We start from the raw sequence: 21,142 nt of genomic DNA, 5'->3' as shown, positions 1-21,142 counted from the left end.
GAACATCACGGGCCGGGCACGCGCGGCGTGCCCGGCTCGTTGTGCCGGTACGGTGGGAGCCGATGACGGAGGTGGACGGCAATGCTGGTGCAGGGCTTCTACGACTTCATGGGCTGGATCTCCATCGCCCTGCTGGTCTTCGCGCTGTTCGCGCTGGTCGACGCGGCCATCCGGCGTGAGGACGCCTACCGGGCGGCGGACAAGAAGACCAAGGCCTTCTGGCTGATCATCCTCGCCGTGGCGGCGGCGCTGATCGCGATCCTGCCGATCATGTCGTTCCTGCCGGTCATCGGCCTGATCGCGGTGATCGTCTACACGGTGGACGTGCGTCCCGCCCTCAAGCAGGTGTCCGGTCCGCGGCGGCGCGGCGGCGGCAGCAGCAGCGACGGCCCGTACGGCCCTTTCAACCGCTGAGGCGGAGTCCCCCCGGCCGGCGGACCGGCCGGGCCCGCGGATCAGGCGCCCGACTCCAGGAGCATGAGGGCGACGTCGTCCGTCAGCTCCCCGCCGTTGAGCTCCCGTACCTCCGTCATGGCCGCGTCCAGCAGCTCCTCGCCGGCGAGTCCGGCGGACAGCTGCCGCCCGACCAGCTCGACCATGCCGTCCTGGCCCAGCCGCTGCGCGCCCAGGCCGATCCGGCCCTCGATGAGCCCGTCGGTGTAGAGCATCAGGCTCCACGCCTCGCCCAGCTCGAAGCGCGCGCCCTCCCAGCAGTCCCTCTGGGGCAGCAGCCCGAGCGCCGGACCGCCGTGCTCGTACGGCAGCAGCTGCGGTGCCATCCCGGACAGCGACACCAGCGGCGCCGGGTGACCGGCCAGCCAGAGGTCGGCGGCGCGGCCGTCCGGGCTGATGTCGACCTGGCAGAGGGTCGCGAAGATCTCGTCGTCGGACCGCTCGTGCTCCAGGACCTCCTGCAGGGTGCCCAGCAGGGCGGCCCCGCACAGTCCGGCCAGCGTCAGCGCGCGCCAGGCGATGCGCAGCTCGACGCCGAGGGCGGCCTCGTCCGGGCCGTGGCCGCAGACGTCGCCGATCATCGCGTGCACGGTGCCGTCCGGGGTGCGGACGGTGTCGTAGAAGTCGCCGCCGAGCAGGGCCCGGCTGCGGCCGGGCCGGTAGCGGGCGGCGAAGCGCAGGTCGGCGTCGTGGAGCAGCGGCGTGGGGAGCAGCCCGCGTTCCAGCCGCGAGTTCTCCTGGGCGAGCAGCCGGGTCTCGGTCAGCTGGCGCTGCGCGACGTCGGCGCGCTTGTGCTCCACGGCGTAACGGATGGCTCGGGTCAGGTGGGACGGGTCCAGGTCGGCCGGGGTCAGATGGTCCTGGGCGCCGACGCGGACGGCCTCGGCGGCGCGCTCGGCGTCGGTGTCCGTGCCGGCGGTCAGCACCAGCACGGCGGTGCGCGGGGCGAGCCGCAGCAGCTGCCGCAGGCTGTCCAGCCCGTCGGAGACGCCCTCCGCGGCGGGGGCGGACAGCTCCAGCAGGATGCAGTTGACGTCGTCCCTGAGCAGCCGCTCGGCCTCGGTCAGGTTGCGGGCGCGGCGGATGCGGACCCGGGTGCCGGAGACGTCCAGCAGGTCGGGGACGGTGAAGGCACCGACCGGGTCCTCACCGATGACGAGCAGGGTCAGGGCAGGGGAGGTCCGGCCGTCGGCCAGGGTGGTTTCCTGGCGCGGCCCCGGCACGGCGGCGTACTGGTCGGTGCGCCGCTCGGTCGCGGACATCGGCGACATCGGACAATTCCTTCCCTCCCCCCGAGGGCAACGTCCCGGAGCGGTCGGATCGGTCGGATCGGTTGCTCAGCTCCGAGAACACTGAAGGGCGACCATAGCGGTAGCGCCCGGCGGCGGGGGAGGCCCTGTTGGTAAACCGCCCGTGTCATATGCGGTTCTGAGCTGCGGATTTCGGCCGCGGAGGGACGAAGCGGGCATGACCAACGTCACGTTTGCTCGGACACGGGGTGGTACGGGTCACGCGGCCGGGGTCACAGGACGCAGGTCACAGCGCGGCGGCCGCCCGGCACGGCCGCGTGCGGTCATCCGGGGCGCACGACGCCGAGGACGGGCATCGACCCGGCCCCCGCCATCGTGATCCGCCGCCCGGGGCGCGGCGCGTGGACGATGGCTCCGTCGCCCACGTAGATGCCGACATGGCTGGCGTCGTCGAAGTAGACGACCAGGTCGCCCGGGCGCATCGCCGCCACGGGGACGTGCGGCAGGAGCCGCCACTGCTCCTGCGAGGTGCGCGGGATGCCGATCCCTGCGGCGCGCCAGGCGGCCCGGGTCAGCGCGGAGCAGTCGTACGCGGCGGGGCCGTCCGCTCCCCATTCGTAGGGCTTGCCGATCTGCGCCGCGGCGAAGGCGACCGCGGCGGCGCCCTGCCGTGTGGCGCCCGCGGCGTTGCGGCGCAGGTGGGTGGCGGCGTCGGTGCGCAGCCAGGCGACCTGCGAACGGTAGGCGGCCTCGTCCTCCAGCCGTTCCAGCCGTGCCCGCTCCCGGGCCTCCAGGCCGGCGAGCAGGCGCTTCGCCCGGGTCAGACGCGCGGTGACCTCCCGCTCGGCGTCGGCCGCCTCCTTCTGGTCGGCCATGAGGCGCTCCCAGGCGACGGTGGCGGAGTGGGCGTAGGCGCCCAGCTCCGCCGTGGTGGTGCGCAGCTGCTCGATCGTGGTGTCGGCGGCCTGGGCGCCCCGGTCGGCGAGGGTGAGCCCGTCCAGGAAGGCGTTCGGGTCGTCGCTGAGCAGCAGGTCGAGCCCGGGGCCGATGCCGCCGCCGCGGTACTGGGCGCGGGCGAGCGCGCCTGCCTGGGCGGTCAGGGTGCGCAGCCGGATCTGCTCCCGGTCGATGACGCGGGCGAGCGCGACGATCTCCTTCTGCTGGGCGAGGACCCGTTCGTGCGCGGCGTTGTAGGTGTCGGTGGCCCGTTCGGCCTGCCGGTAGAGGGTGCCGACCTCGGCCCGTACGTCCTGGAGCGTACGGGGCGGATCGGCGTGCGCGACCGGCACGGGGGCGGCGAGGAGCAGCAGCGCGGCACAGGCCAGGCAGGCCGTACGCTTCATGCGGGCACCTCCGCAGCGTATCTGACGGTCCGTCACATGGCTGTGGATGGTGCCACGGAAGACGCGAATCGGCCAGAGCCGTGGGCCGGTGCATCGCCCTCCGGCGCCATGTCGGCCCGGCCCGGCACGTGTTCGGTGGCTGTGGACGGCTGCCGACGGCTGCCGACGGCGGGCGGGATCGGGCCGGTCCGGCGGGGCGCCTGCGTCGTCGTGTACGGATCTGACACGGGTCCCGCGCATCGTCCGGGCGGCGTGGCGGCCGCGGCCGCGGGGATCAGTCCGCTGCCGGGGCCAGGGCCTCCCAGCGGACGGTCACCTCGCCCTGGCGCCAGCGGGACGGGGTGTCGGTGACGGGCCAGCCGCCCGGGCCCGCCAGGCTGCGCACCGTGCGGATCCAGCGCTGCCGGGCGCCCAGGGAGGCGAAGGGCGCGGCGGCCGCCCACGCGCGGTCGAAGTCGGTGAGGAACGCGTGCACGGGCTCGCCCGGCACATTGCGGTGGATCAGCGCCTTGGGCAGCCGTTCCGCCAGGTCGGAGGGGCGCTCCAGCGAGCCGAGCCGGGTGGCGAAGGTCACCGTGCGCGGGCCCTCGGGGCCGAGCGCCACCCACACGTGGCGGCGCCCGATCTCGTCGCAGGTGCCCTCCACCAGCAGCCCGTCCGGCGCGAGCCGGGACCGCAGGCGCGTCCACACCTCGGCGACGCGCTCCTCGTCGTACTGCCGCAGCACGTTCGCCGCCCGGATCAGGGCCGGCCTGCGGCCGTCCGGGAGGGGCACTTCGAATCCGCCGTGCGCGAAGGAGAGCCCCTCACGGGCGTACGGCCGGGCGGCGGCCACCCGGGCCGGGTCGATCTCGATGCCGACGACCTCGGCGTCGGGGCGCGCGGTGCGCAGCCTTCCCAGCAGCTCCAGGGCCGTCCAGGGAGCGGCGCCGTAACCCAGGTCCACGGCGAGCGGGTCGTCGCTGCGGCGCAGCGCGGGTCCGTGCTGCGCCGCGATCCAGCGGTCCATGCGGCGCAGCCGGTTGGGGTTGGTCGTCCCCCGGGTCACCTCTCCGACCGGCCGTGTCGCGCGCATGCGCCGAGCCTATGCGAGCCCGCAGGCGCCGGATCCGGGCCGTGTCGACGGTCACGCTTTGGCAAAGCGGAAATGGATCTAGGCCTTCCACTGGTTGTCACCGTTCAGGGGCGGCCTCCGCTCGGCCGCCCGTCGGAGAAGTGGAGGACGCGACGTGAGCCAGTACGTGGCGAAGGTCCTGGCCGGTGGTGCCCATCGCCGGTTGCGCCGCCATGGCGTCGGTGGACGCCGTCCGCGACGCGTGGCCATGCTCAGCGTGCACACCTCGCCCCTCCACCAGCCCGGCACCGGGGACGCGGGCGGTATGAACGTCTACATCGTCGAGCTGGCCAAGCGGCTCGCGGAGGGCCCCGGCGTGGAGGTCGAGATCTTCACCCGCGCCACCACGGCCGCCCTGCCGCCCACGGTCGAGCTGGCCCCCGGGGTCCTGGTGCGGCACGTGGACGCCGGCCCGTACGAAGGCCTGGCCAAGGAGGACCTTCCCGCGCAGCTGTGCGCCTTCACCCACGGCGTGATGCACGCCGAGGCCAGCCACCGGCAGGGCCACTACGACCTGGTGCACTCGCACTACTGGCTCTCCGGCCACGTCGGCTGGCTCGCCGCCGAGCGCTGGGGCGTCCCGCTCGTCCACGCCATGCACACCATGGCCAAGGTCAAGAACGCGGCGCTCGCCGAGGGCGACACCCCCGAGCCCACGGCCCGGGTCATCGGCGAGACGCAGATCGTCAACGCCGCCGACCGGCTGATCGCCAACACCGCCGAGGAGTCGGACGAGCTGATCCGGCACTACGAGGCCGACCCCGGCAAGGTCGCCGTCGTCCACCCCGGGGTGAACCTGGACCGCTTCCGGCCGGACGCCCACGGCGGCCGCGCCGGGGCCCGCGCGCGCCTCGGCCTGCCGCAGGACGCGGTGATCCCGCTCTTCGCCGGCCGGATACAGCCCCTCAAGGCGCCGGACATCCTGCTGCGCGCCGCGGCGATCCTGCTGGCGGAGGACCCGTCGCTGCGCGACCGCCTCGTCGTCCCGGTCGTCGGCGGGCCGAGCGGCAGCGGCCTGGCCAAGCCCGAGCGCCTGCAGAAGCTCGCCGCCCGGCTCGGCATCTCCGACCTCGTGCGCTTCCAGCCGCCGGTCGCCCAGGACCGGCTCGCGGACTGGTACCGGGCCGCGTCCGTGCTGGTCATGCCCTCGTACAGCGAGTCGTTCGGGCTGGTCGCCATCGAGGCGCAGGCCTGCGGCACGCCGGTGGTGGCGGCCTCGGTCGGCGGGCTGCCGGTGGCCGTGAAGGACGGCGAGACCGGCTTCCTCGTCGCGGGCCACGACCCGGCCGACTACGCGCGCGCCCTGCGCCGCTTCGTCGAGCACCCGGAGCTGGTGCCCGCCATGGGCGGGGCCGCCGCCCGGCACGCGGGGTGCTTCGGCTGGGACGCGGCGGCCACCAGGACCGCCGAGGTGTACGCGGGTGCGATGGCCGAGCGGCGGCGTCGCCTACGATCGCCGCATGGGTGAGCGGGAGCAGACGGCGGCGCGCGCGGCGGTCGAGCGGGCACTGGAGGACGCGGAACTCGGCTGGGAGACCGGCGCCGGGGGCGAGTACGTCGTCAAGCTCCCCGGCACGCGCAAGCTGTCCACCACCGTCGCCCTGGCCGTGGGACGGCACACCCTGACGGTCAACGCCTTCGTCGTGCGCCGCCCCGACGAGAACCACGAGGCGTTCTACCGCTGGCTCCTGGAGCGCAACACCCGGCTGTACGGCGTGGCCTACGCCATCGACGCGCTCGGCGACGTCTACCTCTCCGGCCGGCTGCCGCTGGTCGCGGTGACGCCCGAGGAGGTCGACCGGCTGCTGGGCGCCGTCCTCGAGAACGCGGACGGCAGCTTCAACACGCTGCTGGAACTGGGCTTCGCCGACGCGATCCGCAAGGAGCACGCATGGCGGACCGCGCGCGGCGAGTCCACGCGCAACCTCGACGCGTTCACCCATCTGATCGGCAAGGCCGGCAAGCGTGCCGAGTAGCGTCGCCGCCGCCTGAGCGTCACCAGGGTCTTCGACGACGACGGCTCCCACGGCGGCGACGCGTCGGCGGGACCGCCGTACGGGGCGCGCTTCGCGCTGTACGAGGCGCAGCGCGCCCTGCGACTCCCGCGCTAGCAGTCCGCCGTCGGCTCCGGCTCCGGTATCCGTACCGGGGCCGGCGGCACCGCCTCCACCGGCTCGGCCTGCACCCCGCGCTCCCGCAGCAGCAGCCAGTAGCCGGCGCCGGCGACCGTGCCGACCACCGCGCATGCACCCCACACCACGCCGCCGCCCCACCGGTCCAGCGCCACGCCGCCCAGCAGCGGCCCGGCGAAGGACGCCGCGGGCCAGGCGAGCGAGTACATGCCCTGGTAGCGCCCCCGGGCGTGGGCCGGCGCCAGGTCGGCGACCAGCGACATCGAGGCCGGCGCGTGCAGGATCTCGCCGATCGTCCACACGGCCACCGTCAGCGCGTAGAAGGGGACCGAACCGGCGAAGGCGGTGAGCCCGAAGCCCCAGCCCATCAGCAGCGTGCCGGCGGTGAGCAGCGCCGCCACGCTCCGTTGCTCGACGAGCCGGGTGAGCGGGATCTGCAGGAGCACGATCAGCAGGCCGTTGAGCCCGATGATCAGGCCGTACTGGCTCGCGGAGAAGCCCTGGCGGCCCATGTCGACCGAGAGCGTCGTCGAACCCTGCTGGGTGACCGTGCCCAGCAGGAACGTCAGCGCGACGAACCACATGAAGCGCTGGTCGCGCAGGACGACCCCGAGGCCGACCCGCGACTTCCTGTCCCCGGCCGCTCCGGACGCCCCGGCGGACCGCCCCGGGCTCGCGGGCTCCCGGCCCGGCATGGACTCCGGCACCTTGGCGTAGATCACCAACGCGCAGAGCACCGTCATGAACGCGTCGCCGAGGAAGAGCCAGAGGTAGCCCTGCGAGGCGATGAGGCCGGCCGCCGCCGAGGAGACGGCGAAGCCGATGTTGATCGCCCAGTAGTTGAGCGAGAACGCCCGCACCCGGTCCGCGGCGGGCACCACGTCCGCCATCATCGCCTGCACCGCGGGCCGCGAGGCGCTGCTCGCCACGCCGATCACGGTGGCCACCCCCGCGATCTCCGCCTGCCCGTCCACGAAGGCCAGCGTCGCCGTGCCGGCCGCGGCCGCGACCTGCGCCAGCAGCATCGTCGAGCGCCGCCCCAGCCGGTCGGTCAGCACCCCGCCGACGACCGCGCCGACGGCGCCACCGAGGCCGTACAGGGACGCGACGAGACCGGCGTAGGTGGCGGAGTAGCCCCGGTCGAGGGTCAGGTAGAGCGCGAGGAAGGTGACGACGAAGCCGCCGAGCCGGTTGACCAGTGTGCTGGTCCACAGCCACCAGAAGGTCCGGGGGAGTCCCGAGACGGTCTCCCGTACGGCACGTCTGACATCGGGCACGGCGGCTGCTCCTCGCGGCGTCGGGGCGTCGTAGGCGTAATGGGCCAGGATGGCCCGCGCAGCTTACATCCGCCCTCCGGAGGGCACCAAAGGGTTTTCTCTTAGACTCCTTGCCATGGCTGAAGCTCCGTACAAGCTGATCCTCCTCCGCCACGGCGAGAGCGAGTGGAACGCTAAGAACCTCTTCACTGGCTGGGTTGACGTCAACCTGAACGAAAAGGGCGAGAAGGAGGCGGTCCGGGGCGGCGAGCTGCTGAAGGACGCCGGACTCCTCCCCGACGTCGTCCACACCTCCCTCCAGAAGCGCGCGATCCGCACCGCGCAGCTGGCCCTCGAGGCCGCCGACCGGCACTGGATCCCCGTCCACCGCAGCTGGCGCCTCAACGAGCGCCACTACGGCGCCCTCCAGGGCAAGGACAAGGCGCAGACCCTCGCCGAGTTCGGCGAGGAGCAGTTCATGCTCTGGCGCCGCTCCTACGACACCCCGCCGCCGCCGATCGAGGACGGCAGCGAGTTCTCCCAGAGCGACGACCCGCGCTACGCCTCCATCCCGCCGGAGCTGCGCCCGCGCACCGAGTGCCTGAAGGACGTCGTCGACCGCATGCTGCCGTACTGGTACGACGGCATCGTCCCCGACCTCCTCACCGGCCGCACCGTCCTGGTCGCCGCCCACGGCAACAGCCTGCGCGCCCTCGTCAAGCACCTCGACGGCATCTCCGACGCCGACATCGCGGGCCTGAACATCCCCACCGGCATCCCGCTCGCCTACGAGCTCGACGCCGACTTCCGCCCCGTCACCCCGGGCGGCCGCTACCTCGACCCCGAGGCGGCCGCGGCGGCGATCGAGGCCGTGAAGAACCAGGGCAAGAAGAAGTAGCCCTTACCGATCAAGCCCCCTGCCTGCGGATTCTCCGCGGGGAGGGGGCTTGTTGCTGCTCCGGGGCCGACGGGATGTGGCTACGATCCCGGTCACATCGAGGGAGGGATGTCACCATGGCGATGGGGCTTGCAGGGTTGCCCGGCAGAGAGTGGATGATCCGGGACGCGAAGGGGCGGAAGTACAGCTACGACTCCGAGGAAGAGGCGTTCCAGGAGCTTCACGAGTACGGGGACGGCGCGAGCGTGTGGACGCGCGACGTCTACCGGGTGTTCTTCGTGACCCGGTCCGTCGAGGGCTGGAAGCAGGTTCCCGCTCCGCGCGGTTAGGGGAGGCCGAACGCCGGGGGGTTCGGTTCCGCGCGGCTGTGGTGTCCCGGGGCCTGCCGGGACATGCTGTGCGCATGGACGACGAGCCCCTGGAGCAATGGGTGGAGCGCCGCGAGGAACGGCAGGCACGCAGGAAGGGCCGGCTTCGTGCCGGCACCCTTGCGTCGGGGCCGCCGCGGGGCGCTCACGTGGATCCGGACGCCCCACGTCTCATCTCGCAATGGGACGGCTACGCATGGCAACCGGTCGCCGTGGTCTCCGGCCTGGCGGAAGCCCGGGCCCTGCTGAACGCGGCCCGGCGCGGTCGGCAGGCCGGACCCCCGGACGGGGGGAAGCGCGCGGTCCCGCCCCCTCCCGCTGCGGCCGCCGACCGGCGGAAGGCACGGCTGCGGGCACTGCTGGACGAATAGCCGGGCCTCGGCACGCGCACCGCCGCTCAGGAGTAGAAGCCCCGGCCGAACTCCTCGGGCCCGAAGCCGAAGTCGTCCGGGCGCTCCCGGCGCAGTTCCTCGTGCCGGACGGCGACCACGTCGATGGCTTCGTGAATCGAGCAGCCCAGGGTTTCCCGGATCGTCCGCACCGCGAACATGATCCGGTGATCGAGGATGTCGCGGTCCACGCTCGCCGGCAGTGCGGTCACGGTCTCTCCGAAAGTCGCTGTCCCCGCAGCAGGGTAGAGCGGCCGCGCCGAGCGGTGTCGGTGGCCGCCGCTAGCATCGGCGGCAGCCTTCGGGGAGGGAGCCATGGGGTACACCGGCGATTTCGTACTGGCGCGGAGTGACGCGCCGTTGGAGCGGACGCGCGGGTTCGAGGAGTCCGCCGACGACCTGAACGTGTGCCTGCCGCGTCCCGGGGGTTGGCAGACGCTGCAATTCGACCGTTCGCTTCCGGACAACGGCGACGACCGATGGCTGGAGGGGCTGGTGGCCGCGACCGGTTCGCCCGTCCTGATCGCGAGCGTCTTCGACAGCGACGTCTGCCTCGTACGCGGCCTCACGCCCTCCGGGGCGGGCTGGTCCGCCTTCCTCGACCCGGAGATGGCCGCCGACTACGAGATCGCCGGGTCGCCGCCGGCCGTGGACGACGCGCCTCCGGGGGAGAGCGAGAAGGAGCGGAACGTCCGCTGGATGCTCGCGGAGGTGCCGGGGACCGCGGAGGAGATCGCCGGCTGGGCCGCCGAGGCCGGTTTCACCGCGGACCGTGACACGCTGCGCGAGGTGCTCGCCAAACGGGCGGACCCGTTCGTGGAGGACCTGTTCTTCGAACTGATCGACGCCTGCGGACTGCCACCCGTCCGACCGGAAGGAGAAGACCCCGTGGACACCGACCCCCTCGCGCACCCCGGTCACCGCCCCGATGACGGCAGCCCCCGCGGCGCCGAGCTGGAGAAGGCGGTGCTGAACCTCCCGCGTGACGGGCACCTGGTCATGGAGTGCGCCGCGGACCAGCAGTGCTACGCCCAGGTGTGGCACCGCCCCGACGGCACGTACCAGCTCGAGTACCGCGACCGCGCCCCCGCCGAGCACTACCGGACGCGAACGGCGTCCGCGGAGAAGGTCGTCGCCGCCCTTCAGGGCTGGACGGCGGGCGGGGTCGCCTGGCGGGACGCCTTCCAGTGGGAGTCGATCGGTGCCTGGTTTGCCGATTCCTGAGGGTCCGGGGTCGAGCCCCGTGACCGACCCCTCCTCCCATCCCGTCTCGACGGCCGGCGCGTACGACGCCGTCGCCGTCCTCTACGCGGAACTGTTCCGCGACTCGCTCGGCTCGCTCCCGCTGGACCGCGCGATGATCGCGGCCTTCGCCGACTCCGTGCGGGCGGTCGGCGGGAGGACCGTCGCCGACCTCGGCTGCGGCCCGGGGTACCTCACCGCGCACCTGCGGGACCTGGGGCTGGAGGCCTTCGGCGTCGACCTGTCGCCGGTGATGATCGGCCTCGCCCGCGAGGCGCATCCGGAACTGCGCTTCGACGTGGGCTCGATGGACGCCCTGGACGACGTCGCCGACGGCGAGCTGGACGGCATCGTGTCCTGGTACTCCGTCATCCACACGCCGCCGGGCGAACTGCCCCCGTACTTCGACGAGTTCCGCCGGACCCTGGCCCCGGGCGGCCATCTCCTGCTGGGCTTCTTCGAATCCGGCGGCGGCCCCCTCGAGGCGTTCGACCACAAGGTGACGACGGCCTACCGGTGGCCGATCGACGACCTCGCCGCCCTGGCGGCGGCCGCCGGCTTCACCGAAACCGGCCGCATGCTCCGGGAGCCCGGAACGGACGAGCGCTTCCGCAGGGGCCACCTGCTGATGACCAGGGCCCGGCCGGCCGAACCCGGCGTCAGCGCAGCCGCGAGGACGACAGGATCGATGCCAGGTGGGCCACCACCATGAGCCACGTGATCACCGCCAGCGCGGCGAGCGTCCAAGCGGTGGGGGCGGGACTGCCGGTCAGGGTGTCCGCGACGGCCGCGGCGAGGAGGACGAGGGAGGCCTCGATGCCGTTGGTGAGGCGGTGGATCTTGAGGGCGGAGGCGAGCCGGCGGACGGTGGCGACGCCCTCGGAACGGGGCCTGGCCGCCTCGTCGTCGGCGACGGACAGGCCCCGGCGGGCGCGGGCGACGTCGACGAGGTCGGTGGACGCCTTCAGCAGCACGATGCCCAGGGCCGTCGCGAGGCCGACCGAAGCCCAGTACGCGGACCCGCCGTGGGCCACCCGGAAACCGGCCCCGGTCAGCAGTGCCGCGTCGGCCAGGTAGGCGCCGAGACGGTCGACGTAGATGCCGGTCGCGCTGTTCTGCCCCTTCCAGCGGGCGACCTCGCCGTCCACGCAGTCGAAGAGCAGGAAGAGCTGGAAGAGCACGGCGGCCAGCACGGCCCCGGTGAGCCCGGGGATGAGAAGGGCGGCGCCCGCGCCGACACCGCACACGACCATCGTCCACGTCAGCGTGTCGGGGGAGATACGGGTCCGTACCAGTTGCCGGGTCATGCGGAGCGAAACGCGCCGCATGTAGAGGCGGCCCGCCCAGTGCTCGCCGTTGCGGCTCCGCAGCTTCGCCTGCGGCTGGCAGACCTCGCGCAGCTCCGCCAGTGCCGGGGCAGCAACCATGACGATCTCCTCCCAACTGATCACCGCACACCGAGGTGATCGGCACAGGTTAGGGGACGCCTCCGCCACGCCCGTCGGGGGCCCCGGGACGGCGACCCGGCACATGGCCGTACGCCGATGAGTTTCCGGCGCCGGGACCGTCTTTAGGACGTACGCGCCCATGCGCCAGGAGGAGGCAGCGATGACCACCGACGGATTCACCACGTGCCTGTGGTTCGACGGGAAGGCCGAGGAGGCGGCGAACCACTACGTCTCGATCTTCAAGAACTCCGCGATCGGCACGATCGGCCGCTACAACGAGGCCGGGCCCGGCCCCGCGGGGTCCGTGCTGGCCGTTGAGTTCACGGCCAACGGGCAGAAGTTCGTGGCGCTGAACGGCGGTCCGCACTTCACCTTCAACGAGGCGGTCTCGTTCCAGATCCGCTGCGCCGACCAGGCCGAGGTCGACTACTACTGGGAGAAGCTCACCGACGGCGGTGAGGAGGGCCCCTGCGGGTGGTTGAAGGACCGGTACGGGGTGTCCTGGCAGGTGTTCCCCGAGGTGCTGCTGGAGATGGTCGGGGACGCCGACCCGGAGAAGGCCAGGCGGGCCACGGAGGCGATGCTGTCCATGAAGAAGATGGACCTCGCCGCGCTGCGGCGCGCGTACGACGGCGGGTGACCCGGGGGGACACGGCGTCGGGGGCCCGTCCGGAGCGACCGGACGGGCCCCCGAGCGTGAGGAACGCGGGTGGCGTGGACTCGGTGGAGTCAGCAACTGCCGCCGCAGCGGCAGGGCGCTCCGGACTGGCAGCCGCATCCGCAGCCCGAACCGCAGCCGCACGCTCCGAGCAGCGGCAGCTCACGGATGCCGGGGGACTGCGGGGTCCCCTCGGGGGACGGCTGGTCGCGGGCGGTGGGCGACGTGGGGGACTCGGGCATGGTTACCCTCCTATGCCGTTGGTGACGGCTGCCTGCATGCCTGCATGCCTGCCACCAGTGAACGACATCCCCCACCGGCGCATCAACGGCGCGCGGAAGCGTTCCGCCCCGGGGGCGCACCCGCCCCGCGCGCCGCGTCGTGCCGCGCCGTACGGCTGTTGCGGCTGCTAGTCCGCCGGCATCGGGGTGGGAGGCGGGGACAGCTCGTCCGCGTGCTCGCCCGTGACGAGGTAGACGACGCGCTTGGCGACCGAGACCGCGTGGTCGGCGAAGCGCTCGTAGTAACGGCCGACGAGGGTGACGTCCACGGCCGTCTCGATGCCGTGCTTCCAGCGGTCGTCGAGCAGGTGCTGGAAGAGCGTGCGGTGCAGCTCGTCCATGCGGTCGTCGTCCGCCTCCAGCTGCAGGGCGTCGTCGACGTCCTTGCTGATGATCACCTCGGCGGCCTTGGCCATCAGCCGCTGAGCCAGCTGGCCCATCTCCAGGATCGTGGCGTGCAGGTCGCTCGGGACGGCGGTGTTGGGGAACCGCAGCCGTGCGAGCTTCGCCACATGGCGGGCGAGGTCGCCGGAGCGCTCCAGGTCCGCGCTCATGCGCAGGCTGGTGACGACGATCCGCAGGTCGGTCGCGACGGGCTGCTGGCGGGCGAGCAGGGTGATGGCCCGGTTCTCCAGCTCGCGCTGCAGGTCGTCCACCTTCTCGTCGGCGGCGATCACGCTCTCCGCGAGCTTGAGGTCCGCGTCGAGCAGCGCCGTGGTGGCCCGCCCGATCGCGGAGCCGACCAGCCGGGCCATGTCGACCAGGCCGTCACCGATCGAGTCGAGTTCCTCGTGATATGCGTCGCGCATCGCGATCCTTCCGTTGCCGCTTCAGCCGTTCGAAAAGAGGATTGTCCTCCCACGCTGACACGCTCCCCAACCTCGCGCGCACACGCGTACCGCTCGAGCATCGGGAATGAACCGGTGCTGACACCACGGTGAACTCTTGGCAACGCGCGTTCGAGAAGACGCTCCGACCGCTGTGGGTCACTCATTCCGTCCCCCTAACCTGGGGGTATGGACGTGAACGCGGCAGTCGCCGCAGCCAGTGCGATCGCCGGGCTCTGCACCGGTGTGATCGCTGTGCTCGCGTTCCGCTGGAGCGAGCGGGAACAGGCCCGCCCGACGCGCACATCCCTGCGGCCCGACGCCGCAGCCGTACTACCGCCGGGCGTGGACACGGTGCTGTCCGTGCTGCGCTCGTCGGCCGTTGTCCTCGACGAGGGCGACACGGTGGTCAAGGCAAGCTCGGCGGCGTACGCCCTCGGGCTGGTTCGTGGCGGAAGGCTCGCCGTCGACCAGATGCTGCAGATGGCCCGGGAGACCCGGCGGGACGGCGAGATACGGCAGGTGGAACTGGACCTGCCGCGCCGGGGCGCCGGCCGCGGCGAGGGCCTCGCGGTCTCCGCCCGGGTGGCACCACTGGGCTCGCGCCTGGTGCTGCTCCTGGTCGAGGACCTGACCGACGCCCGGCGCATCGAGGCGGTGCGGCGCGACTTCGTCGCCAACGTGAGCCATGAGCTCAAGACCCCGGTCGGCGCGCTGTCGCTGCTCTCCGAAGCGGTGATGGACGCCAGCGACGACCCCGAGGCCGTCGAGCGCTTCGCGGGCCGGATGCAGATCGAGGCCGCGCGGCTGACCAGCCTGGTCCAGGAGATCATCGACCTCTCCCGGGTCCAGGACGACAACCCCCTCGACGACGCCGAGCCGGTCGCCGTCGACGACCTCGTCGCCGAGGCGGTCGACCGCTGCCGCCACCCGGCGAACGCCAAGCAGATCACCATGGCCACCGGCGGCGCCCCCGAGCTGTACATCTGGGGCAACCGTGGCCAGCTCGCGGCCGCGCTCGGCAACCTCGTCGAGAACGCGGTCAACTACAGCCCGGTCCGCACCCGCGTGGGCATCGCGGGCCGCAGGGTCGCCGCACCCAGTGGCGACCTGATCGAGATCTCCGTGACCGACCAGGGGATCGGCATCTCCGAAAAGGACCGGGACCGCGTCTTCGAGCGGTTCTACCGGGTCGACCCGGCGCGCTCGCGCGCCACGGGCGGCACCGGCCTCGGTCTGTCCATCGTCAAGCACGTGGCCGCCTCCCACGGCGGGGAGGTCACGGTGTGGAGCGCCGAAGGCCAGGGCTCCACCTTCACCCTGCGGCTGCCCGAAGCCGCGGCGTCCCGGGACGGCCGGGACCGCTCCACCGCCGTGGCGGTGGAGGACGGCGGGCCCGGCTCCGGGTCCTCTTCCGCCCTCTACGAGACGTTCCCCGATCACATCCCCGCCCCGGAGGTCCTCCCGTGACCCGAGTACTCGTCGTCGAGGACGAAGAGTCCTTCAGTGATGCCCTGTCGTACATGCTCCGCAAGGAAGGCTTCGAGGTCGCCATCGCGGCGACCGGGCCCGACGGGCTGGACGAGTTCGAGCGCAACGGCGCCGACCTGGTCCTGCTCGACCTGATGCTGCCGGGTCTGCCCGGCACGGAGGTCTGCCGCCAGCTGCGGCTGAAGTCCAACGTCCCGGTGATCATGGTCACCGCGAAGGACAGCGAGATCGACAAGGTTGTCGGTCTCGAAATAGGAGCGGACGACTACGTCACCAAGCCCTTCTCCTCCCGCGAGCTGGTCGCCCGCATCCGGGCGGTGCTGCGCCGTCGCGGCGAGCCCGAGGAGATCTCGCCGTCGGCGCTGGAGGCCGGCCCGGTCCGCATGGACGTCGACCGGCACGTCGTGACGGTGGGCGGCGGCAAGGTCGACCTGCCGCTCAAGGAGTTCGACCTCCTGGAGATGCTGCTGCGCAACGCGGGCCGCGTCCTCACCCGCATGCAGCTCATCGACCGGGTCTGGGGCGCCGACTACGTCGGCGACACCAAGACCCTCGACGTCCACGTCAAGCGCCTCCGCGCCAAGATCGAGCCGGACCCGGGCGCGCCGCGCTACCTGGTGACGGTCCGCGGCCTGGGCTACAAGTTCGAGCCGTAAACCGCCGCGGCAAGGGACGCGCGGACGGGGTCCGGCGCAGCGCTGCGAAGCCCGTCAGGCCCCCTGGGGCCGGGCGGCGCGAGGAGCGCACGCGGGATCGGGCTCGAGCCGGACCCGGGCGCGCCGCGCTACCTGGTGACGGTCCGCGGCCTGGGCTACAAGTTCGAGCCGTAAACCGGCCGCGGCAAGGGACGCCGGACGGGGTCCGGCGCAGCGCTGCGAAGCCCGTCAGGCCCCCTGGGGCCGGGCGGCGCGAGGAGCGCACGCGGGATCGGGCTCGAGCCGGACCCGGGCGCGCCGCGCTACCTGGTGACGGTCCGCGGCCTGGGCTACAAGTTCGAGCCGTAAACCGGCCGCGGCAAGGGACGCCGGACGGGGTCCGGCGCAGCGCTGCGAAGCCCGTCAGGCCCCCTGGGGCCGGGCGGCGCGAGGAGCGCACGCGGGATCGGGCTCGAGCCGGACCCGGGCGCGCCGCGCTACCTGGTGACGGTCCGCGGCCTGGGCTACAAGTTCGAGCCGTAAACCGGTGACCGGACAGGAAGGGGCCCCGGGGGCGATGTGCTCCCGGGGCCCCTCCGCGTGCCGGGGTGCGCTCAGCCGGCTCAGCCGGCGGGCGACTCGGTGATTGTCTCGGTCTCGGTCGGCGAGGCCGTGGCGCCCTCGGCGGGCGACTCGCCCGGGCTCGCGGTCTTCGTGGGCGAGGGCTTCTCGCTCGGCCCGAAGGAGGCGTAGTAGCCGGCGGCGGGCAGCGCGAGGCTCTGCAGGGAGACCTCGCCGGTCTTGCTGAAGTCGAAGACGACGTCCTTGAAGTCGCCGTCGGTCTTGCTCGCGGAGCCGCCCTTGAACAGGGCGGACGGGTTGCCGTCACCGCCGAGCAGCACGGAGCTGTGGCCGGGCAGGGTGATCGGGCCGGACAGATCGGCGTCCAGGGAGCCGACCTTCACGGAGTCCAGGGACTGCGACTCGTCGCCGTTGTTGAAGATCTTGGCCGTCACCGAGGAGGAACCGTCGGAGGTGGCCTGGGTGAGCACGACGACGTTCTGGACCTCGATGTCGCCGATGCTGGTCGCGGCGTTGTCCGGCCTGACGCGCAGCGTCTCCGCGCTGTTCCCGGCAGCGCAGGCGGCGAGCGGGACGAGCGAGAGTGCAAGGGCGGCGGCGAGAGCGCCGCGTCGAAGGCTGCTGCTCACGGCGGCGGCGTCTCCTTGGGCGGGGTACGGGAGGTACGGACGTACGGGACTTACGGGTTACCTGGTGCTGGATTAGGTTACCGAGCCTGTCTCGTGCGCCCGCACCGGGCCACCCCCCGGCGGGCCCGGGCTTCACCCACCCGGGTGTCCGGGAGGCGTTCCAGGGGGCCGTCGGAGGCCTTCCGCAGGGCTCCGGGCGGAACGGCGCGGGCGCGGCGGAATCCATTACGGGATTCCGCCGAACGATTCCCGCCACACCGGCAAGATCCATTTACCGTTCATCCGCCGGACGGAAATCCGGCGTGGTGCGAAAATGGATCACATCAAGCCCGTGGCGGCCGAACGGAGTAGCGAGAGACCCCCCGCAGGAGAGCGACAAATCGGGATGTTCCTCCCCTTGTCCTGGCCCTCCGAAGGGTGTAACGGCGGCGTTTCAGGGCCCCTCGACACCCACTCCGACCTGCGAATACCGCCCTCCGCTCCCCTCCCGCAGCACGTTCCGGGCGCACTTGTCAAGCCCCGAGATATGCCCTGACCTGCGAAAACGCCATTCAGAACCAGCCGTTCCCGTGTTACCCTGGATAGCCACGGAAGGGGTACCTGTCACATGACGTTCAAGGTTGGCGACACCGTGGTCTATCCCCATCACGGGGCCGCGCTGATCGAGGCCATCGAAACTCGCCAGATCAAAGGCGTGGACAAGACCTACTTGGTGCTCAAGGTCGCCCAGGGCGACTTGACGGTACGCGTGCCCGCGGACAATGCGGAGTTCGTCGGCGTGCGCGACGTGGTCGGTCAGGAAGGGCTGGACCGGGTCTTCGAGGTGCTGCGCGCACCGTACACCGAGGAGCCCACCAACTGGTCCCGCCGGTACAAGGCGAATCTGGAGAAACTCGCCTCCGGCGATGTCATCAAGGTCGCGGAAGTCGTGCGTGACCTGTGGCGTCGCGAGCGGGAGCGCGGGCTGTCGGCCGGCGAGAAGCGCATGCTCGCCAAGGCCCGCCAGATCCTGGTCAGTGAGCTCGCGCTCGCGGAGAACACCAACGAGGACAAGGCCGAGACCCTCCTCGACGAGGTCCTCGCGTCCTGACGCGGATTTTCGCCGTGGTGCCCGGTGCGTTCCCTACGCCGGGCACTGCGGCATGCCGGGGCGCCCTCACGGTGGCCTGGCACTTCGACGACGCCGAGGATCCCCCTCGTCTTCGTTCGCGCGTCGCTTCCCCCTGCATACTGGGTGCCGGGCCCGGGCAGCTGGCCCTGTCGGTGTCACGGAAGGGTCCGACAGGGGCTTCGCGCCCGGCACGTTGAGGCGATACCCATTTCGGCCAAGGACACAAACCTGACTACCGCGGCAGTCATTCCCGCCGCCGGACGTGGAGTCCGGCTCGGCCCCGGTGCGCCCAAGGCGCTGCGCACCCTGGGCGGCGTCCCCATCCTCGTGCACGCCGTGCGTGCCATGACCCGCACCCGTGCGGTGTCACTGGTCGTCGTCGTGGCGCCCCCGGACGGGGTCGCCGAGGTCAGGGCGCTGCTCGACAGCAACGGCCTGCCCGAGACCAAGGACATAAGGGTCGTCGCCGGCGGCGAGAGCCGGCAGGACTCGGTACGGCTGGGCCTGGCCGCGCTGCCGGACGAGGTCGAGGTGGTGCTCGTCCACGACGCCGCCCGCCCGCTGGTGCCGGTCGACATGGTCGACGCCGTCGCAGCCGCCGTGCGGGACGGTGCCTCGGCCGTCGTGCCGGGGCTGCCCCTCGCCGACACGGTCAAGGAGATCGACCCGGCGACCGACGCCGTCGTCGGCACCCCGGACCGCTCGCTGCTGCGCGCCGTCCAGACCCCCCAGGGCTTCGACCGGGCGACGCTGCTCAAGGCGCACACCACGGTCACCGGGCCGGTCACGGACGACGCGAGCATGGTCGAGCGGCTCGGCGTCCCGGTGCTGGTCGTGCCGGGGCACGAGGAGGCCTTCAAGGTCACCCGCCCGCTGGACCTGGTCCTCGCCGAGGCCGTCCTCGCCCGCAGGAGGGCCACCGATGACTACTGAGCCGACGGGCGCCGCCCCGGCCCCCCACGTCCCCGTGCTGCCCCAGGTGGGCATCGGCACCGACATCCACGCCTTTGAGGCGGGCCGCGAACTGTGGGTCGCCGGTCTGCTGTGGGAGGGCGAGGGGGACGGCCTGGCCGGGCACTCCGACGCCGACGTCGTCGCACACGCCGCCTGCAACGCGTTGTTCTCCGCCGCCGGCATGGGCGACCTCGGCGCGCACTTCGGCACCGGGCGCCCGGAGTGGTCGGGCGCACCCGGTGTGACCTTGCTCACGGAGGCCGCCCGGATCGTCCGTGAGGCGGGCTACGACATCGGCAACGTGGCCGTCCAGGTCATCGGTCCCCGCCCCAAGGTCGGCAAGCGCCGCGACGAGGCCCAGAAGATCCTGTCCGCCGCGGTGGGCGCCCCCGTGGCGGTCTCCGGCGCGACGACCGACGGTCTGGGCTTCACCGGGCGCGGCGAGGGACTGGCGGCCGTGGCGACCGCGCTGGTGGTCCGCCGCGCGAAGTGACCGGCGGTACGGAGCAGTTGACCCGCGCCCGCAGGGCCGTGCCGTCCGCCGTACGGGTGAAGCGCCCGCCCGTCGGACGCTCCCGCGGCCGGTACGACGGCCCCCGCGAGCGTCACAACCCCATGAAGCTCCCGTGGAGCGGACGGCGCACGCACCCAGGACCACTACCCTTGATGCGTGACTATTCGCCTGTACGACACCGACGCGCGCCAGGTCCGTGACTTCACCCCGCTCCGGCCGGGCTGCGTCTCGATCTACCTGTGCGGCGCGACCGTGCAGGCAGCCCCGCACATCGGGCACATCCGGTCCGGACTGAACTTCGACATCATGCGCCGCTGGTTCGCCTACCGCGGCTACGACGTCACGTTCATCCGCAACGTCACCGACATCGACGACAAGATCATCACCAAGTCCGGCGAGCAGGGCCGCCCCTGGTGGGCGATCGGCTACGAGAACGAGCGGGCCTTCAACGACGGTTACGACGCGCTCGGCTGCCTGCCGCCCACGTACGAGCCGCGCGCCACCGGCCACGTGCCCGAGATGATCGAGATGATGCGCGGTCTCATCGAGCGCGGCCACGCCTACGAGTCCGAGGGCAACGTCTACTTCGACGTCCGCTCCTTCCCGGACTACCTGGAGCTGTCCAACCAGGAGCTCGACAACCTGCGCCAGCCGGAGAGCGAGGGCGAGACCGGCAAGCGGGACGCCCGCGACTTCGCGATGTGGAAGGCCGTCAAGCCCGGCGAGCCGTCCTGGGAGACCCCGTGGGGCCGTGGCCGTCCCGGCTGGCACCTGGAGTGCTCCGCGATGGCCCACAAGTACCTGGGCACCGCCTTCGACATCCACGGCGGCGGCATCGACCTGATCTTCCCGCACCACGAGAACGAGATCGCCCAGGCCAAGGCCTTCGGCGACGACTTCGCGCAGTACTGGGTGCACAACGCCTGGGTCACGATGAGCGGCGAGAAGATGAGCAAGTCGCTCGGCAACTCGGTGCTCGTGAGCGAGATGACCAAGCGCTGGCGGCCCATCGTGCTGCGCTACTACCTCGGCACCCCGCACTACCGCTCGATGATCGAGTACAGCGAGGAGTCGCTGCGCGAGGCCGAGTCGGCGTTCGCGCGGATCGAGGGCTTCGTGCAGCGGGTCGTCGAGATGGCGGGCCCGGTCGAGCCGGCCGCCGAGGTGCCGCCGGCCTTCGCCGAGGCGATGGACGACGACATGGGCGTCCCGCAGGCGCTGGCGATCGTCCACACCACCGTCCGGCAGGGCAACTCGGCGCTCACCGCGGACGACAAGGAGAGCGCCGTCGCCCGCCTCGCCGAGGTGCGCGCGATGCTCGGCGTCCTGGGCCTGGACCCACTGGACGCGCACTGGTCCGGCGACGGTCGCGGGGAGGACCTGCACGGGGTCGTGGACTCCCTCGTCCGGCTGGTGCTGGAGCAGCGGGAGTCGGCCCGCGGGCGCAAGGACTACGCGACCGCCGACGCCATCCGCGACCGGCTCCAGCAGTCCGGGCTGGAGATCGAGGACACCCCCTCCGGGCCGCGCTGGACGCTCGGCTCCCGGTAGCCGGGCGTCCGCGTCA

Annotated in this window: 24 protein-coding genes; 15 read left to right on the top strand and 9 right to left on the bottom strand. The window is 72.5% G+C overall.

Annotation, left to right across the window (positions count from 1 at the left end):
* Nucleotides 1–81: 81 nt before the first annotated feature.
* Entirely contained in the window at nt 82–414 is a 333-nt protein-coding gene (locus OG937_21165; GenBank protein ID WUD74020.1) for a DUF2516 family protein, read from the top strand.
* Nucleotides 415–455: 41 nt separating this feature from the next.
* On the opposite strand, the gene OG937_21160 is transcribed toward OG937_21165, so the two are convergent.
* From OG937_21160 to OG937_21150, 3 genes are all read right to left on the bottom strand, one after another.
* A complete protein-coding gene (locus OG937_21160; protein ID WUD74019.1) occupies nt 456–1,724 on the bottom strand; it encodes a fused response regulator/phosphatase in 1,269 nt (422 codons plus the stop codon).
* A 302-nt stretch (nt 1,725–2,026) separates the two neighbouring features.
* Nucleotides 2,027–3,046: a C40 family peptidase gene (locus OG937_21155; GenBank protein WUD74018.1), complete on the bottom strand. Its 1,020-nt coding sequence runs from the start codon at nt 3,044–3,046 to the stop codon at nt 2,027–2,029.
* A 274-nt stretch (nt 3,047–3,320) separates the two neighbouring features.
* The gene (locus OG937_21150) at nt 3,321–4,121 is read right to left on the bottom strand and encodes a class I SAM-dependent methyltransferase (protein ID WUD74017.1); all 801 of its coding nucleotides are present in this window, start codon (nt 4,119–4,121) and stop codon (nt 3,321–3,323) included.
* Nucleotides 4,122–4,275: 154 nt separating this feature from the next.
* Between OG937_21150 and mshA the strand changes: the two genes are divergently transcribed.
* Together mshA and OG937_21140 are read left to right on the top strand one after the other, a co-directional pair.
* Nucleotides 4,276–5,628, top strand: coding sequence for a D-inositol-3-phosphate glycosyltransferase (gene mshA / locus OG937_21145; protein WUD74016.1), 1,353 nt, complete (start codon nt 4,276–4,278; stop codon nt 5,626–5,628).
* The gene (locus tag OG937_21140; protein WUD74015.1) at nt 5,621–6,136 is read left to right on the top strand and encodes a YbjN domain-containing protein; all 516 of its coding nucleotides are present in this window, start codon (nt 5,621–5,623) and stop codon (nt 6,134–6,136) included. Before mshA ends, OG937_21140 begins: the two co-directional genes overlap by 8 nt.
* Nucleotides 6,137–6,267: 131 nt before the next feature.
* On the opposite strand, the gene OG937_21135 is transcribed toward OG937_21140, so the two are convergent.
* Nucleotides 6,268–7,569, bottom strand: coding sequence for an MFS transporter (locus OG937_21135; GenBank protein ID WUD74014.1), 1,302 nt, complete (start codon nt 7,567–7,569; stop codon nt 6,268–6,270).
* Between the two features lie 115 nt (nt 7,570–7,684).
* On the opposite strand from OG937_21135, the gene OG937_21130 reads away from it, so the two are divergent.
* The 3 genes from OG937_21130 (at nt 7,685) to OG937_21120 (ending at nt 9,185) form a co-directional block, all read left to right on the top strand.
* Nucleotides 7,685–8,446 carry a phosphoglyceromutase gene (locus OG937_21130; protein ID WUD74013.1) on the top strand — a complete coding sequence of 254 codons (762 nt, stop codon included), beginning with the start codon at nt 7,685–7,687 and terminating at the stop codon, nt 8,444–8,446.
* A 116-nt stretch (nt 8,447–8,562) separates the two neighbouring features.
* Nucleotides 8,563–8,775 carry a hypothetical protein gene (locus OG937_21125; protein ID WUD74012.1) on the top strand — a complete coding sequence of 71 codons (213 nt, stop codon included), beginning with the start codon at nt 8,563–8,565 and terminating at the stop codon, nt 8,773–8,775.
* Between the two features lie 74 nt (nt 8,776–8,849).
* Nucleotides 8,850–9,185: a DUF6087 family protein gene (locus tag OG937_21120; GenBank protein WUD74011.1), complete on the top strand. Its 336-nt coding sequence runs from the start codon at nt 8,850–8,852 to the stop codon at nt 9,183–9,185.
* Nucleotides 9,186–9,211: 26 nt separating this feature from the next.
* On the opposite strand, the gene OG937_21115 is transcribed toward OG937_21120, so the two are convergent.
* Nucleotides 9,212–9,415, bottom strand: a complete 204-nt coding sequence (locus OG937_21115; GenBank protein WUD74010.1) for a hypothetical protein — start codon at nt 9,413–9,415, stop codon at nt 9,212–9,214.
* A gap of 103 nt (nt 9,416–9,518) precedes the next feature.
* On the opposite strand from OG937_21115, the gene OG937_21110 reads away from it, so the two are divergent.
* Nucleotides 9,519–10,427 (top strand): hypothetical protein, encoded by a 909-nt coding sequence (locus OG937_21110; protein ID WUD74009.1) that lies wholly within the window; start codon nt 9,519–9,521, stop codon nt 10,425–10,427.
* A 19-nt stretch (nt 10,428–10,446) separates the two neighbouring features.
* Nucleotides 10,447–11,157 (top strand): class I SAM-dependent methyltransferase, encoded by a 711-nt coding sequence (locus OG937_21105; protein ID WUD74008.1) that lies wholly within the window; start codon nt 10,447–10,449, stop codon nt 11,155–11,157.
* Here OG937_21105 and OG937_21100 read toward each other — a convergent pair.
* Nucleotides 11,105–11,872 (bottom strand): CDP-alcohol phosphatidyltransferase family protein, encoded by a 768-nt coding sequence (locus OG937_21100; protein WUD74007.1) that lies wholly within the window; start codon nt 11,870–11,872, stop codon nt 11,105–11,107. The two genes, OG937_21105 and OG937_21100, sit on opposite strands and share 53 nt — an antisense overlap.
* A gap of 181 nt (nt 11,873–12,053) precedes the next feature.
* On the opposite strand from OG937_21100, the gene OG937_21095 reads away from it, so the two are divergent.
* Nucleotides 12,054–12,533 (top strand): VOC family protein, encoded by a 480-nt coding sequence (locus OG937_21095; GenBank protein WUD74006.1) that lies wholly within the window; start codon nt 12,054–12,056, stop codon nt 12,531–12,533.
* 89 nt (nt 12,534–12,622) lie between these two features.
* Here the strand turns inward: OG937_21095 and OG937_21090 are convergent, their stop codons facing one another.
* Together OG937_21090 and phoU are read right to left on the bottom strand one after the other, a co-directional pair.
* The gene (locus OG937_21090) at nt 12,623–12,793 is read right to left on the bottom strand and encodes a hypothetical protein (protein ID WUD74005.1); all 171 of its coding nucleotides are present in this window, start codon (nt 12,791–12,793) and stop codon (nt 12,623–12,625) included.
* Between the two features lie 167 nt (nt 12,794–12,960).
* Nucleotides 12,961–13,641, bottom strand: coding sequence for a phosphate signaling complex protein PhoU (gene phoU / locus OG937_21085; protein ID WUD74004.1), 681 nt, complete (start codon nt 13,639–13,641; stop codon nt 12,961–12,963).
* Between the two features lie 207 nt (nt 13,642–13,848).
* Between phoU and OG937_21080 the strand changes: the two genes are divergently transcribed.
* Complete coding sequence (locus OG937_21080) at nt 13,849–15,129, top strand: ATP-binding protein (GenBank protein ID WUD74003.1); 1,281 nt, start codon at nt 13,849–13,851, stop codon at nt 15,127–15,129.
* Nucleotides 15,126–15,806 carry a response regulator transcription factor gene (locus OG937_21075; protein ID WUD74002.1) on the top strand — a complete coding sequence of 227 codons (681 nt, stop codon included), beginning with the start codon at nt 15,126–15,128 and terminating at the stop codon, nt 15,804–15,806. Before OG937_21080 ends, OG937_21075 begins: the two co-directional genes overlap by 4 nt.
* A 602-nt stretch (nt 15,807–16,408) precedes the next feature.
* Here the strand turns inward: OG937_21075 and OG937_21070 are convergent.
* Complete coding sequence (locus tag OG937_21070; protein WUD74001.1) at nt 16,409–16,996, bottom strand: DUF461 domain-containing protein; 588 nt, start codon at nt 16,994–16,996, stop codon at nt 16,409–16,411.
* Between the two features lie 607 nt (nt 16,997–17,603).
* On the opposite strand from OG937_21070, the gene OG937_21065 reads away from it, so the two are divergent.
* The 4 genes from OG937_21065 to cysS all read left to right on the top strand — a co-directional run bounded on the left by OG937_21065 (nt 17,604) and on the right by cysS (nt 21,126).
* Complete coding sequence (locus tag OG937_21065; protein WUD74000.1) at nt 17,604–18,086, top strand: CarD family transcriptional regulator; 483 nt, start codon at nt 17,604–17,606, stop codon at nt 18,084–18,086.
* 228 nt (nt 18,087–18,314) lie between these two features.
* On the top strand, nt 18,315–19,040 hold the full coding sequence (gene ispD / locus OG937_21060; GenBank protein ID WUD78833.1) for a 2-C-methyl-D-erythritol 4-phosphate cytidylyltransferase: 726 nt from the start codon (nt 18,315–18,317) through the stop codon (nt 19,038–19,040).
* Nucleotides 19,030–19,554 (top strand): 2-C-methyl-D-erythritol 2,4-cyclodiphosphate synthase, encoded by a 525-nt coding sequence (ispF, locus tag OG937_21055; GenBank protein WUD73999.1) that lies wholly within the window; start codon nt 19,030–19,032, stop codon nt 19,552–19,554. Before ispD ends, ispF begins: the two co-directional genes overlap by 11 nt.
* 177 nt (nt 19,555–19,731) lie before the next feature.
* Nucleotides 19,732–21,126 (top strand): cysteine--tRNA ligase, encoded by a 1,395-nt coding sequence (gene cysS / locus OG937_21050; GenBank protein WUD73998.1) that lies wholly within the window; start codon nt 19,732–19,734, stop codon nt 21,124–21,126.
* Nucleotides 21,127–21,142 lie beyond the last annotated feature (16 nt).

The sequence above is a fragment of the Streptomyces sp. NBC_00510 genome, from assembly GCA_036013505.1.
Classification (GTDB): domain Bacteria; phylum Actinomycetota; class Actinomycetes; order Streptomycetales; family Streptomycetaceae; genus Actinacidiphila.
Note: the sequence above shows the minus strand (reverse complement) of the source record. Positions and strands in the feature narration are given on the sequence as shown.